Source organism: Rhodanobacter geophilus, assembly GCF_040812275.1.
Classification (GTDB): Bacteria; Pseudomonadota; Gammaproteobacteria; order Xanthomonadales; family Rhodanobacteraceae; genus Rhodanobacter_A; species Rhodanobacter_A geophilus.
The window spans coordinates 26,626-39,705 of sequence record NZ_JBFOHL010000012.1 but is presented as its reverse complement, the minus strand read 5'-3'; the positions used below and the strand labels follow the sequence as shown (position 1 = coordinate 39,705).

The 13,080-nt window shown below is 69.6% G+C and carries 12 protein-coding genes; 2 read left to right on the top strand and 10 right to left on the bottom strand.

What is annotated here, in order from left to right; translation table 11 throughout:
- Positions 1 to 19: 19 nt before the first annotated feature.
- The 5 genes from secF to queA all read right to left on the bottom strand — a co-directional run bounded on the left by secF (position 20) and on the right by queA (position 5,849).
- Entirely contained in the window at positions 20 to 976 is a 957-nt protein-coding gene (secF, locus tag ABQJ56_RS13495) for a protein translocase subunit SecF (RefSeq protein WP_367845531.1), read from the bottom strand.
- 148 nt (positions 977 to 1,124) lie between these two features.
- Positions 1,125 to 3,008, bottom strand: coding sequence for a protein translocase subunit SecD (gene secD / locus ABQJ56_RS13490; protein WP_367845530.1), 1,884 nt, complete (start codon positions 3,006 to 3,008; stop codon positions 1,125 to 1,127).
- Between the two features lie 100 nt (positions 3,009 to 3,108).
- Positions 3,109 to 3,438, bottom strand: a complete 330-nt coding sequence (yajC, locus tag ABQJ56_RS13485) for a preprotein translocase subunit YajC (RefSeq protein ID WP_367845529.1) — start codon at positions 3,436 to 3,438, stop codon at positions 3,109 to 3,111.
- A 185-nt stretch (positions 3,439 to 3,623) separates the two neighbouring features.
- A complete protein-coding gene (gene tgt / locus ABQJ56_RS13480) occupies positions 3,624 to 4,754 on the bottom strand; it encodes a tRNA guanosine(34) transglycosylase Tgt (RefSeq protein WP_367845528.1) in 1,131 nt (376 codons plus the stop codon).
- Positions 4,755 to 4,817: 63 nt separating this feature from the next.
- Positions 4,818 to 5,849, bottom strand: a complete 1,032-nt coding sequence (queA, locus tag ABQJ56_RS13475) for a tRNA preQ1(34) S-adenosylmethionine ribosyltransferase-isomerase QueA (protein WP_367845527.1) — start codon at positions 5,847 to 5,849, stop codon at positions 4,818 to 4,820.
- A gap of 110 nt (positions 5,850 to 5,959) precedes the next feature.
- On the opposite strand from queA, the gene ABQJ56_RS13470 reads away from it, so the two are divergent.
- Complete coding sequence (locus tag ABQJ56_RS13470; RefSeq protein WP_367845526.1) at positions 5,960 to 6,505, top strand: PH domain-containing protein; 546 nt, start codon at positions 5,960 to 5,962, stop codon at positions 6,503 to 6,505.
- Here ABQJ56_RS13470 and ABQJ56_RS13465 read toward each other — a convergent pair.
- The 5 genes from ABQJ56_RS13465 to ABQJ56_RS13445 are packed head-to-tail and all read right to left on the bottom strand — an operon-like array spanning position 6,502 to position 11,242.
- The gene (locus ABQJ56_RS13465) at positions 6,502 to 7,104 is read right to left on the bottom strand and encodes a response regulator transcription factor (RefSeq protein WP_367845525.1); all 603 of its coding nucleotides are present in this window, start codon (positions 7,102 to 7,104) and stop codon (positions 6,502 to 6,504) included. The two genes, ABQJ56_RS13470 and ABQJ56_RS13465, sit on opposite strands and share 4 nt — an antisense overlap.
- Positions 7,101 to 8,306, bottom strand: coding sequence for a sensor histidine kinase (locus ABQJ56_RS13460; protein WP_367845524.1), 1,206 nt, complete (start codon positions 8,304 to 8,306; stop codon positions 7,101 to 7,103). The genes ABQJ56_RS13465 and ABQJ56_RS13460 overlap by 4 nt, the downstream gene beginning before the upstream one ends.
- Complete coding sequence (locus tag ABQJ56_RS13455; RefSeq protein WP_367845523.1) at positions 8,303 to 9,520, bottom strand: sensor histidine kinase; 1,218 nt, start codon at positions 9,518 to 9,520, stop codon at positions 8,303 to 8,305. The genes ABQJ56_RS13460 and ABQJ56_RS13455 overlap by 4 nt, the downstream gene beginning before the upstream one ends.
- A 19-nt stretch (positions 9,521 to 9,539) precedes the next feature.
- A complete protein-coding gene (locus ABQJ56_RS13450; RefSeq protein ID WP_367845522.1) occupies positions 9,540 to 10,334 on the bottom strand; it encodes an ABC transporter permease in 795 nt (264 codons plus the stop codon).
- Positions 10,334 to 11,242 (bottom strand): ABC transporter ATP-binding protein, encoded by a 909-nt coding sequence (locus tag ABQJ56_RS13445; protein WP_367845521.1) that lies wholly within the window; start codon positions 11,240 to 11,242, stop codon positions 10,334 to 10,336. Before ABQJ56_RS13445 ends, ABQJ56_RS13450 begins: the two co-directional genes overlap by 1 nt.
- 305 nt (positions 11,243 to 11,547) lie before the next feature.
- Between ABQJ56_RS13445 and ABQJ56_RS13440 the strand changes: the two genes are divergently transcribed.
- Positions 11,548 to 13,044, top strand: a complete 1,497-nt coding sequence (locus ABQJ56_RS13440) for an aminotransferase class III-fold pyridoxal phosphate-dependent enzyme (protein ID WP_367845520.1) — start codon at positions 11,548 to 11,550, stop codon at positions 13,042 to 13,044.
- The last annotated feature ends 36 nt before the right edge of the window (positions 13,045 to 13,080 follow it).

Here is a 13,080-nt window from a genome sequence, read left to right as displayed (position 1 = left end):
CGAGGCGGCCGATGATGGCTCATGGCCGGCGCGCGAGCTCCGGGTTTTCCCTGGTCACCGGCATCAGGTCCTTCTTCGACACGCCCAGCCACAGCAGGATCGGGCTGGCGACGAAGATCGAGGAGAGCGTGCCCACCACGATGCCGATCAGCATGGTGATCGCGAAGTTGTGCACCGCCGGGCCGCCGTAGAAGAACAGCGCGGCCATGGTGATGCCGGTGAACAGCGAGGTGATGATGGTCCGCGACAGCGTGCTGTTGATCGAGCGGTTGAGGATCTCCTCCGGCTCGGCCTTGCGGGCGAGCCGGAACAGCTCGCGGATGCGGTCGAACACCACCACCTTGTCGTTGATCGAGTAGCCGATCACCGCCAGCACCGAGGCCAGCACGGTCATGTCGAACTCGCGCTGCACCAGCGCCAGCACGCCCAGCGTCACCAGGGTGTCGTGGATCTCGGTGAGCACCGCGGCGATCGCGAAGCGGCGCTCGAAGCGTATCCACAGGTAGGCCATGATGCCGAGTATCACGAACACCGCGGCCACCATGCCGTCGCTCTTCAGCTCCGCGCCCACCTCGGCGCTGACCGAGGAGCGGCTCTTCAGCGTGGCGTCGCTGCGCGTGGCCTTGAGCGCCTGCATCACCGTGCCGGCCACCTTGTCCAGGTCCACCTGGCCCTTGGCGTCCAGCATCGCCTTGGTGGGCTGCATGCGGATCGACACCTCGCGGCTGCCGCCCACGCTCTGCACCACCGGGTTCTCGAGACCGCCCTTCTCCAGCGCGTCGTGCACGTCGTTGGTCTGCACCGGCTGCGCGTAGTCCACCACCAGCGAGACGCCGCCGGTGAAGTCCAGGCCGTAGTTCAGCCCCTTGGTGGCGATCAGCGCCACCGAGGCGATCACCAGCACGATCGCCACCGCGATGCTGAAGACGCGGATGCGCAGGAAATGGACATTGCTGTTGTGATTGAAGATTTCCATCTACCAGTTCCTCGGAAGGTGTACCGGCCACGGAAGGCCGGTCGCGAAACGGGCGCCCAAGCGGCCGTTCCGCGGAGCCTGATCCGGACACGCGCCGGATCAGGCGAGCCGGCGCAAATCCAGGATGGACTTGCGCCGGCCATACAGGCTAGACCGACAGCGTCTTGAGCTTGCGGCGGCCGTGAATCAGCGCGGTGAACGCGTGCGTCATCACTACCGAGGTGAACATCGAGGTCAGGATGCCGATGCCCAGCGTGACGCCGAAGCCGCGGATCGCGCCGGTACCCATCGTCATCAGCGCCAGCGCCGCGATCAGGTGGGTGACGTTGGCGTCGAGAATCGTGGCCCAGGCCTTGTCGTAGCCGGCATGGATCGCCGCGTGCGGCGTCGAGCCGTTGCGCAGTTCCTCGCGCACGCGCTCGCAGATCAGCACGTTCGAGTCGATCGCCATGCCCAGCGTCAGCACGATGCCCGCGATGCCCGGCATGGTCAGGGTCACCCCGATCATCGACATCACCGCCACCAGGATCAGCAGGTTGAAGAACAGCGCGATGTCGGCCACCAGGCCGAACAGCTTGTAGTAGATCGCCGCGCACACCAGCACCAGTAGCAGGCCGAGCATCACCGCCTCGAAGCCCTTCTCGATGTTCTGCTGGCCGAGGCTGGGGCCGATCACGTATTCCTCGACGATGTCCATCGGCGCGGCCAGCGAGCCGCTCTTCAGCAGCAGCGCCAGGTCGGAGGCCTCCTTGGGGCTGCCCAGGCCGTTGGTGGAGAACTCCTTGCCGAACGGGCTCTGGATCTGGGCGTCGTTGATCACCGAGTAGGTGGTCTTCGGCGTGCGCACTTCCTTGCCGTTGACCGTCGAGGTCTCGTACACGGTGTTGATCAGCACCACCGCCATCGGCTTGCCGACGTTGGCGTTGGTGAACTCCTGCATCTTCTTCGCGCCGGCGGCGTTCAGCGTCACGTTCACCGAGGGCGTGCCGTTGTTCGGGTCGACGCCGGAGCTGGCGTTGATCAGCTCGTCGCCGGTGACGATCGGGCGCTTGCCCACCAGCACCGGCACGTGGCCCTGGCTGGTGTAGTAGAGGTTGGCGTCCGGCGGGATGCTGCCGGACTGCGCCGCTTCGACCGCGCGCGGATCGCCGGGATAACCGACGCTGGCGCGGTATTCCAGCGTGGCGGTGGCGCCGATCAGCTTCTTCGCCTCGGCGGGATCCTGCACGCCGGCCAGCTCGACCACGATGTGGTCCTCGCCCTGCTGCTGGATCAGCGGCTCGGACACGCCGAGGTTGTTGATGCGGTTGCGCAGCGTGGCGAGGTTCTGCTTGATCGTGCCCAGCGAGAGGTCGCGCAGCTTGGTGGGCTTGATCGCGGCGTACAGCACGTAGCGGTCGCCGGTGCTGGGGCCGTCGGTCACCACGAGGTCGGGCGAGTTGCCGGCGATCAGGTCGGCCGCGCTGGAGCGGTCGGCCGACGAGCGCAGCACCACCACGATGCCCTGCCCGGCCACCGTGCTGCGCGCCACCGACTCGTAGCGGATGTTCTTGTCGCGCAGCTGGCTGCGGATGTCGTCGGCATAGCTGTTCTCCAGCTTGTCGAGCACGCCGCTCTGGTCCACCTGCATCAGGAAGTGCACGCCGCCCTGCAGGTCCAGGCCCAGCGGCATGGAGTTCGCGCCGATCGAGGTGAGCCAGTGCGGCACGGTGGACTGCAGCTTGAACGCCACGGTGTAGCCGTCGCCGAGCAGCGACTGGATCGCGTCCGCGCCGTTCTTCTGCGCGTCGGCGGTGGCGAACGTGGCAAGCAGCTGGTCGCCCTGCACCACCACCTCGCCTGCGGCGATGTGGTCCTTGGTCAGTGCGTCGCTCACCTTTTGCTGCAAGGTGGAGTCGATCGGCGCGGCGCCCTTGTTGGCGGTGACCTGCACCGCCTTCAGCGGCGGGAAAGCGTTCGGCACCGCGTAGAGGATGCCGAACAGCATCGCCAGCACGACCAGCGCGTACTTCCAGCGTGGGAAATCGCTCATCTGTGATCCTTTGCGAACATCCGTGATCGCGAACATCAAGAAGCGGCCATCCCTGGCCGCACTATTTGATTGGAAATGCCTTCGCCCCGGCCGGCCCGGCTCAGGAGGATTTCAGCGAGCCCCTGGGCAGCACCTGCGACACCGCGCCCTTCTGCAGCTTCACCTTCACGTTCGGCGCGATCTCGATCGTGAGGAAGGTCTCGCCCACCTCCTCCACGCGACCGGCGAGGCCGCCGTTGGTCACCACCTCGTCGCCCTTGGCGAGGGCCGAGACCATCGTGCGATGTTCCTTCTGCCGCTTCATCTGCGGGCGGATCATCATGAAATACATCAGGCCGAACAGCACGACCATCATGATGATCATGGAAATGCCGCCGCCTTGGGCGGGTGCAGCCGCCTGGGCCAGCGTGACAGACATCGGAAGACTCATCGTTTCGTCTCGCAAGTAATGGTGCCAGCAGGGATTTCCGCTGAACGCCCGATAAAAGACCATGGATTATGCCATGCGTTCCCCTCCGCCGCACGGCGCACCGGGCACCCCGTCCGGGCCGCCGGATGCAGTCGGGGCACGCGTCACGCTTTGCAAGGCCGCGGCCCCGCGAATGGCGGCGGGCCTCAGGCCTCGGCCCCGGCCCCCTGCCGGCGCGCATGGAATCCGGCCACGAAATCCTGCAGGCGCCCCGTCGCGATCGCCTCGCGCAGGCCGGCCATCAGCCGCTGGTAGTGGCGGAGGTTGTGCATGGTGGCGAGCTGGCTGCCGAGGATCTCGTTGCAGCGGTCCAGGTGGCGCAGGTAGGCGCGGCTGAAGCCGTTGGCGCAGGCATGGCAGTCGCAGCCCTCCTCGATCACCCGGGTGTCGGCGGCGTACTTCGCGTTGCGGATGCGCAGCGTGCCTTCGGCGGTGAACAGGAAGCCGTTGCGCGCGTTGCGGGTGGGCATCACGCAGTCGAACATGTCGATGCCGCGGCACACCGCCGCCACGATGTCCTCGGGCCGACCCACGCCCATCAGGTAGCGCGGCTTGTTTTCCGGCAGCAGCGACACGGTGAAATCCAGCGTGTGGTTGCGCGCTTCCTCCGGCTCGCCCACGGCCAGGCCGCCCACCGCGTAGCCGTCGAAGCCGATCTGCACCAGCCGCTCGGCCGAACGCCGGCGCAACGGTTCGTACACGCTGCCCTGCACGATGCCGAACAGGTTGTTCGGGTTCTTCAGCTCGTCGAATGCCTGGCGCGAGCGCTCGGCCCAGCGCAGGCTCAGCTCCATCGAATCGGACGCGACCTGCTCGGTGGCCGGGTACGGCGTGCACTCGTCGAAGATCATCGCGATGTCCGAATCCAGCACGCGCTGGATCTGCATCGACACTTCCGGCGACAGGAACACCTTGGAGCCGTCCACCGGCGAGGCGAAGGTCACGCCCTCTTCGCTCAGCTTGCGCCGGTGCGCCAGCGAGAACACCTGGAAGCCGCCCGAGTCGGTGAGGATGGGCCGGTCCCAGCCGATGAAGCGGTGCAGGCCGCCGAACTGCTCCACGATCCCCAGCCCGGGCCGCAGGAACAGGTGGAAGGTGTTGCCCAGGATGATCTCGGCGCCGGTCTCGCGCACGTCGCGCGGCGTCATCGCCTTCACCGAGCCATAGGTGCCCACCGGCATGAAGGCCGGCGTCTCCACCGTGCCACGGGGGAAGGAAAGACGGCCGCGGCGGGCCGCGCCGTCGGTGGCGAGGAGGTCGAATTTCAGGGAAGTCATCGCGCCATTATCGCAGGTCGCGGCTTTCTCCCCTCGCCCGCTTGCGGGCGAGGGGCAACCAGCTCAAGCACCCTGCGGCAGGATCAGCATCGCGTCCCCGTACGAGAAGAAGCGGTAGCGCTGCTCCACCGCATGCCGGTAGGCATCCAGCATGAACTCGCGCCCCGCCAGCGCCGACACCAGCATCAGCAGGGTCGACTGCGGCAGGTGGAAGTTGGTGACCAGGCCGTCGATGCTGGTGATGCGGTAGCCGGGGAAGATGAAGATCCGCGTCTCCCCCGCGAACGGGTGCAGCTGGCCATCCACCGTGGCGCTCTCCAGCGCGCGCACCACGGTGGTGCCCACCGCGATCACCCGGCCGCCGGCGGCGCGCGTGCGGTGGATCTGCTCGACCAGGCCAGCCCCCACGTTCAGCCACTCGCTGTGCATGTGGTGCCCGCTGATGTCTTCCACCCGCACCGGCTGGAAGGTGCCCGCGCCCACGTGCAGGGTGACGTAGCCGAAATGCACCCCGCGCTCGCGCAGCGCGGCCAGCAGCGACTCGTCGAAATGCAGGCCGGCGGTGGGCGCGGCCACCGCGCCGGGTTCGCGCGCGTAGACGGTCTGGTAGCGCTCCATGTCCGCAGCGTCGGCATGGCGCTCGATGTAAGGCGGCAGCGGCATCTCGCCCAGCTTGAGCAGCAGTCTCTCCAGCGGCTCGGGCGCCTCGAAGCGCAGGCGGAAGAAGCCCTCGTCGCGCCCCAGCACCACCGCGTGGCTGCCATCGGCCAGCTCGATCCGCGCGCCCTCCTTCGGCTTCTTGCTCACGCCCAGCTGCACGGTGGCCTCGTGCGCACCGGTGACGCGCTCGATCAGGATCTCCACCGCGCCGCCGCTCACCTTGCGCCCGTACAGGCGCGCCGGCAGCACGCGGGTGTCGTTGAACACCAGCAGGTCGCCGGGCCGCAGGAAGCCGGGCAGCTCGCGGAACATCCGGTCCTGCCGGCTGCCGGCGACCGCATCCAGCAGCAGCAGGCGGCTGGCCGAGCGCTCGGACAACGGCACCTGGGCGATCAGCTCGTGCGGCAGGTCGAAATCGAAATCGGACTTCTTCAAGGAGGGCTCGGCAACGGACGAATGCAATGGACAACGGCGCATTATCGCGCAAGCCCGCACATCCGGGCGTTCGTCTTGTCCCCGCTGCGGGCAACGGCCAGAATCCCGGCATGCATCCACGCCATCCCGCCGCGCCATGGAGTGCCTTCCTCAAGGGCATCTCGATCGTCGTCACCCTGCTCCTGCTGGGCCTGCTCCTGCTGGTCGCCTGCCTCGTGCCGGTCCGCACGCTGCCGGTGCTGCGCGCCGTGGTGATGGCCGTGCCACTGGTGATCCTGCTGGCCGCCGCGCTGTTCGTGGTGCGCGGCTACGAGCTGCGCGACGCCACCCTGCACGTGCACCGCCTGTTCTGGACGACGCGGGTGGCGCTGGGCGAATTGCGCGAAGCGGCCATCGACCCGGAAGCCGGCGCCGGCTCGCTGCGCCTGTTCGGCAACGGCGGCCTGTTCTCGTTCTCGGGCTGGTTCCGCAACGCGAAGCTGGGCCGCTACCGCGCCTTCGTCACCGACTGGCAGCTGGCCGTGGTGTTGCGCGCGAGCACGTGCACCGTGGTGCTGTCGCCGGCCGACCCGGCCGGCTTCGTGCGCGCGCTGCAGGCCGGCGCGACGCCATCCGGCGGCAGGAAGCCGCGGCCGCGCTGGCGGCAAAGCCGTTAGAGCCAGCCCTTCTGCCGCGCCAGCCGGTACGCCTCGATGCGGTTCGCCACGCCGAGCTTGCCGATCGCCTCGGACAGGTAGTTGCGCACGGTGCCGTGCGAGAGGTTCAGGGCGGTGGCGATGTCGCCCGCGCTCTGCCCTTCGCCGGCCAGGCGCAGCACCTGGCGCTCGCGGTCGTTCAACGGATCGGCTTCCGACCACGCTTCCAGCGCCAGCTGCGGGTCGATCGCGCGGCCGCCACGGTGCACGGTGCGCAGCGCCTCGGCGAGGTTCTCGGCGGGGGCGTCCTTGAGCAGGTAGCCGGACACGCCCGCGTCCAGCGCGCGGCGCAGGAAGCCGGGGCGCGCGAAGGTGGTGACGATGATCACCTTGATCGGCAGCTCGTGCCGCTGGAGGCGCTGCGCCAGTTCCAGCCCGGTGAGGCCGGGCATCTCGATGTCGGTGACCAGCACGTCGGGCTTCAGCCGCTGCAGCTCGCGCCAGGCCGCCTCGCCGTCGCAGGCGGAGCCCAGCACCTCGATGTCGGACTCGAGATTCAGCAGCGCCGACAGCGCGCCGCGCACCATGGCCTGGTCTTCGGCCAGCAGCACGCGGATCATGCGATGCGCTCCCGGCCGGCCAGTACCGGCGACGCGAGGCTTGTCGCCGCGGGCCCGGGCGACGCGCGCAACGGCACCTCGACATCGAGCGTGGTGCCGCGCCGCGCGGGCGAATCGATGGCGAGCGCGCCGCCCAGCGCGCGCACGCGCTCGCGCATGCCGCTGATGCCGTTGCCGTGGGCGGTGAGGCCGCCGCGCCCGTCGTCGCTGATGCGCATGTGGAAGCTTTCCGTTTCGCGGTAGAAGGCCACGCGTGCCGTCGTGGCGCGCGCGTGGCGATGGATGTTGGTGACCGCCTCGCGCAGCACCAGCGCCAGCGAGGCCTCGGTCTCCGCGGACAGGTCGAGCTCCGCCGGCAGTTCGGCGTCGAGCGCGATGTTCGAGGCTTCCAGCATCAGCCGCGCCGAAACCAGCTCCGCCGCCAGGTCGCTGCGCCGCATGCCGGTGACCGCCGCGCGCACCTCGGCCAGCGCATGCCGGGAGACCCGCTCCACCTCTTCCATCTCGCGCTGCGCGCGCGGCGGATCGGCCAGCGCCAGCTTGCGCGCCAGTTCGGATTTCAGCGTCACCAGCGACAGCGTGTGGCCGAGCAGGTCGTGCAGGTCGCGGCCGATGCGCTCGCGCTCGGCCAGCACCGCCAGCCGGCGGATCTCGTCCTGCGACAGGCGCAGGGCGGCGTCCTTTTCCTTGTTGATGCGCTCGACCAGCGCGACCACGCTGACCACCATGGCCGACGCCGGCATGATCACCAGGATGGCGGCCGGATAGCCGATCCACCAGACCAGCACCAGCAACACCACGTTGAGCAACGCCAGGTGGACCAGCTGGGTACGCAAACGCATCCGGCAGTGGTTCAGCATCACGCAGGCGTACATGAAGTAGCTGAGGCCGCTCGGGTACCAGCGCAGCAGCACGAAACACAGCCCCGCCATGGCCCAGGCATACCAGTGCACCGTTCGCCGCGCCCCCAGCTGGATCTTGGCGAACAGCAGCAGGAACACCGGGTAGGAGCCGAGCGTGCACAGCAGCCAGGTCAGGGTGTAGCCCGCGATGCCGTGGTCGAACAGCGGCGTGATGAAGATCCACACCGACCACAGCAGGTGGATGCTGTCCGCCCACGGCGACTTGCCGCAGCGGAGGTCGTCGGCCACGCCGGAGTCCGGTGCGGGAGCCAGCCAGCGGGTGACGGGGGCCGGAATCATGTGGCGTGCGTGGCCGGGACGGGGGGCCGCGCATCGATGCGCGGCAGGGCCGTGTCGTGCACGACGGCCTTCGCTGCCAGCGGCACGTCGATGTCCAGTCGCGTGCCGTGGCCCGGCGGCGAATCCAGCCGCAGGCTCCCGCCCAGCGCCTGCACGCGCTCCCGCATGCCCTTGAGGCCGTTGCCGGCCGCGAGGACACCGCCGCGGCCGTTGTCCTCGATGCACAGCTGCACGCCGCCGGCGGTGCGGGCGAGCGACACCCGGGCCCGCGTCGCGTGCGCGTGCCGGGCGATGTTCGTCGCCGCCTCGCGCAGCACCAGCGCCAGGCTGCACTCGACCGACTCGGGCAGGTTGGCGGCCTGCAGGTGCTGGTCGAACTGCACGCCGGACGTGCGCAACAGCAACGCCGCCGAGGCCAGCTCGGCGGCGAAGCCCGCGGCGCGGATGCCGGTGACCGCCGCACGCACTTCCGCCAGCGCATGGCGCGCCACCTCCTCGGCTTCGGCGAGTTCGCGCCGCGCGGTGGCCGGGTCACGATCGAGCAGTTTGCGCGACAGCTCCAGCTTCATCGTGATCAGCGACAGCGTGTGGCCCAGCAGGTCGTGCAGGTCGCGGCCGATGCGCTCGCGCTCGGCGGTGGCGGCGAGCTGGCGGATCTGCTCGTGCGACATGCGCAGCTTGGTGTTCTTGTCCCAGCTGACGCGTCCCGCCAGGGCACCGACCCCGGTGCTGGTGCACACCCCGATCAGGATCAGGTGGGCATACCAGGGCCAGTGCAGGAAGATGCCTTCCAGCACCAGCAGCGCCTGGATGACCGCCATCTTTACCGCACTGGTCAGCCATGAGCCCTGGTACGGCACCATCGCGCAGGCGAACACGGCATACGTCCACCCGGCGGGATTCCACGGCATCGACAGGGCCGTCAGGACCACCAGCGCGCCGACGTAACCGCTTACCTCGGCGGCCGGCCGTACCCACGAGAGCAGGAAGATCAGCAGGAAGAGCGGATAGCCCAGCGCCAGCGACCACCAGAAGCCCGCCTCCACATGCTGGAACAGCGGCCCGAGGAACACCCAGAACGACCACAGCAGGTTCCATACGTAGGCCCATGGCGAATGCCCCGCGGCGCGCATCGCTGCCGCCACGGAACTCGGCGCCGGCTGCAGCCACGCGGGCCATCGCCTGCCGGGGAAGGGCGTGCTCGTATCGCTCATGCCGGCATGCTACTGCGAGTCAACCGACCCGGCGCAGCCGCCGCGCGGCCAGCGCGAAGAACGCCACGCCGAACCCGACCAGCACCAGCGCGTGGGGCAGCACCGGTTCGTGCACGATGCCCACCGCGGCCAGCGCGATGCGGTCGAGGTGGTAGCTCGGCCACACCGGCGCGAACTGCTGCAGGAACTTCGGCAGCATCGGCAGCGGGAACCACAGGCCGGACAGGAAGGACATCGGCAGGTAGACCAGTTGCAGCATGCCGGGCGCGCCCTGTCCCTTGATCAGCGTGCCCACCAGCATGCCCAGCGCGCAGAACGGCAGCACGCCCAGCATGCCGGTGGCGAGCAGCGCGACGAATTGCACCGGCGTCAGCGCCACGTGCGCCAGGCCCGTGGCCATCGCCAGCAGCATCAGCACCACCACCGCGGCGGCGCCCATCGCCATCAGCATCTTGCCCAGCAGGTAGGCGCCGGGTGGCATCGGCAGCGCGCGCTTCCAGGTCAGCAGGCCGCCGTCGCGTTCCAGCGCCAGCGACACGCCGAAGCCGAACAGGCCCGGACTCATCACGCCGAACACGCTGTAGCTGGCCAGCAGGTAACGCGTCGCATCGGCGCCCTCGGACTTGCCCATCAGCACACCGAACACCAGGTAGAACAGGTCCGGAAACAGCAGGATCGGCAGCATGAAGCCCGGTGCACGCAGGTAGCGCAGGCATTCGCTGCGCGCCTCGGCGAGATAGGCGCCGAGCACGCGGCGCGGCGGCATGGCGGGGGTGGCGGCCGGGGATGCGGCGACAACGGCAGCGGCGTTCATCAGGCGGCCTCCTGTTCGGCGGCGGTTTCGCGGGTAAGTTCGGTGAACGCCTCGGCGAGGCCGGCGCGTTGCACTTCCAGTTCGCCCAGGGCGGGATCGGCGTCGAGCAGCCGGCGCACCACCGCCTCGGCCCGCGCGGTGGCGATGCGCAGGTGGCCGTCCTCGCGCGTGGCGGCGGCCACCTCCGGCCAGCCGGCGATCGCCGCCGCATCGAGGTCGCTCACGCAGCGGATGCGGGTGAGCGCCACGCGCTTGCGCATGTCGTCCACGCTGCCCTCGCTGAGCACGCGGCCCTGGCCCAGCACCACCACGCGCTGCGCCAGCGCCTCGGCCTCTTCCAGGTAATGCGTGGTGAGCACCACGGCGCAGCCTTCGGCGACCAGCGCGCGCATCGCCGCCCACAGCCTCTGCCGCGCCTCGATGTCCATGCCCACGGTGGGCTCGTCGAGGAACAGCAATTCGGGCCGCCCGCACAGCGCCAGCGCGAACTGCACGCGCCGCTGCTGGCCGCCGGAAAGCTTGCCGTAGGGCCGCAGCAGCAGGTCGGCGATGCCGGCCAGCGCGGCGGTCTCGTCGAAGCCGCGCGGGTTCGGGTAATAGCTCATCGTCAGGCGCAGCAGCTCGCCCACGCGCAGCGTGGCCGGCAGGTTGGCCGCCTGCAGCATCACGCCGATGCGCCGGCGCGCCTCGATGCGCTGCGGATCGAGTCCGAACAGTTCGGCGCGGCCCGCGTCGGGGCGGATCAGGCCCAGCAGCAGGCCGATGCTGGTGCTCTTGCCGGCGCCGTTGGGGCCGAGCAGGGCCAGCAGTTCGCCGCGGCGCACGGCGAGGTCCACGCCATCCAGTGCGGTGAGCGGGCCGTAGCGCTTCACGGCGGCGGCAAGGCGGGCAACGGTGGTGTCGTTCATGGTGGCTTTCCTCCGTGCCGTGCAGTCTGGGCCTCCCGCCTCACCGTCCGCAGTCGCCCCCGTCAGCCATCGCGGGTGACAGGCGTCACCCGCCCGGAAACGTCGCAAGGTGTTGCAGTGCAAGGCGTTCCGGTGCCGCCAGGGGGTACCGGGCACCCCGCCCCGCGGGTTATCCTCGTCGTTCGTGGATGCGCGCCCTGCCCCGTCGAACCGGGCCGCGCCGCGGGAGCCGGGCTCCCCCACGCACTACACGTTGGCCTGCTTCGCGCTGGGTGCGAGGCGCCGGCGGACTCGAGGAGAAAGCCATGGGTTTGATCGATCAGCTGCGCGAACTGCGCGAATTCGGCGGCAAGCCGCGCACCACCGGTCTGGACGATGCCAGCATCGAACGCATGGCCGCCGCCGACGCCATGCTCGGCGAGGCCGTGACCGCCGCCGTGGCGCGCCATCGCGAACTGCGCGCCGGGCTGGGCGGTTTCCTGAAGCTGGACGAGGCCGAGCAGCTGGCGCAGGCGCAGGCCGGCTTCGTCAACTTCTATCCCGACGACGCGATCAACCCCTACCTGCCGGCTGCCGCCCGCGGTCCGTGGATCGTCACCCTGAAGGGCGCGGTGCTGCACGACAACGGCGGCTACGGCATGCTCGGCTTCGGCCACAACCACCCGGCGATCGACGCCGCGCTGGCGCGCGACCAGGTGATGGCGAACGTGATGACGCCCAGCGTGTCGCAGCTGCGCTTCACCCAGGCGCTGAACGCAGAGCTGGGCCGCAACCGCGGCGGCAACCCGTATGCACGCTACCTGTGCCTGAACTCCGGCTCCGAAGCCGTGGGCCTGGCCTGCCGCATCGCCGACGTCAACGCCAAGCTGATGACCGATGCCGGCGGCCGCTACGCCGGGCGCACGATCAAGCGCGTGGTGGTGAAGGGCGCCTTCCACGGCCGCACCGACAAGCCGGCGCTGTATTCCGATTCCTCGCGCAAGACCTACCAGCAGTACCTCGCCAGCTACCGCCACGAGGACAGCGTGCTGGTGGTCGAGCCGTACAACGTGGCCCAGCTGGAAGCCGCGTTCGCCGACGCCGACAGGCACGGCTGGTTCATCGAGGCGATGTTCCTGGAGCCGGTGATGGGCGAAGGCGACCCCGGTCGCGCGGTGACGCCGGAGTTCTACGCCGCGGCGCGCAAGCTCACCGAGTCGCACGGCAGCCTGCTGCTGGTCGATTCGATCCAGGCCGGCCTGCGCGCGCACGGCGTGCTGTCGCTCACCGACTACCCCGGCTTCGAGAAGCTGCCTGCGCCGGACATGGAGGCCTTCTCCAAGGCGCTCAACGCCGGCCAGTACCCGCTGTCGGTGCTGGCGGTGAGCGAGCGCACCGCCGGCCTGTACCGCAAGGGCATCTACGGCAACACGATGACCGCGAACCCGCGCGCGCTGGACGTGGCGCTGGCCACGCTGGGCGAGCTCAGCGATGCCGTGCGCGCCAACATCCGCGCCCGCGGCAAGGAGTTCGTGGACAAGCTCAACACGCTGAAGGACGAACTGGGCGGACTGATCACCAAGGTGCAGGGCACCGGCCTGCTGTTCTCCTGCGAGCTGGCCCCGCAGTTCAAGTGCTACGGCGCCGGCTCCATCGAGGAATACCTGCGCGAGCGCGGCATCGGCGTGATCCACGGCGGCGTCAACTCGCTGCGCTTCACCCCGCACTTCAACGTCACCAGCGCCGAGGTGGACCTAGTGGTGTCGCACGTGCGCCACGCCCTGCTGGAAGGCCCGCGCAAGAGCGAGAGCAAGGCGGCCTGAGCCGGCGGTCACATGCGGGCGCCCGCCGCCGACCGT

Coding starts and splice junctions, on each gene's coding strand:
- secF (WP_367845531.1), bottom strand. CDS start 976: ATGGAAATCTTCAATCACAACAGCAATGTCCATTTCCTGCGCATCCGC.
- secD (WP_367845530.1), bottom strand. CDS start 3,008: ATGAGCGATTTCCCACGCTGGAAGTACGCGCTGGTCGTGCTGGCGATG.
- yajC (WP_367845529.1), bottom strand. CDS start 3,438: ATGAGTCTTCCGATGTCTGTCACGCTGGCCCAGGCGGCTGCACCCGCC.
- tgt (WP_367845528.1), bottom strand. CDS start 4,754: ATGACTTCCCTGAAATTCGACCTCCTCGCCACCGACGGCGCGGCCCGC.
- ABQJ56_RS13470 (WP_367845526.1), top strand. CDS start 5,960: ATGCATCCACGCCATCCCGCCGCGCCATGGAGTGCCTTCCTCAAGGGC.
- ABQJ56_RS13465 (WP_367845525.1), bottom strand. CDS start 7,104: ATGATCCGCGTGCTGCTGGCCGAAGACCAGGCCATGGTGCGCGGCGCG.
- ABQJ56_RS13460 (WP_367845524.1), bottom strand. CDS start 8,306: ATGATTCCGGCCCCCGTCACCCGCTGGCTGGCTCCCGCACCGGACTCC.
- ABQJ56_RS13455 (WP_367845523.1), bottom strand. CDS start 9,520: ATGAGCGATACGAGCACGCCCTTCCCCGGCAGGCGATGGCCCGCGTGG.
- ABQJ56_RS13450 (WP_367845522.1), bottom strand. CDS start 10,334: ATGAACGCCGCTGCCGTTGTCGCCGCATCCCCGGCCGCCACCCCCGCC.
- ABQJ56_RS13445 (WP_367845521.1), bottom strand. CDS start 11,242: ATGAACGACACCACCGTTGCCCGCCTTGCCGCCGCCGTGAAGCGCTAC.
- ABQJ56_RS13440 (WP_367845520.1), top strand. CDS start 11,548: ATGGGTTTGATCGATCAGCTGCGCGAACTGCGCGAATTCGGCGGCAAG.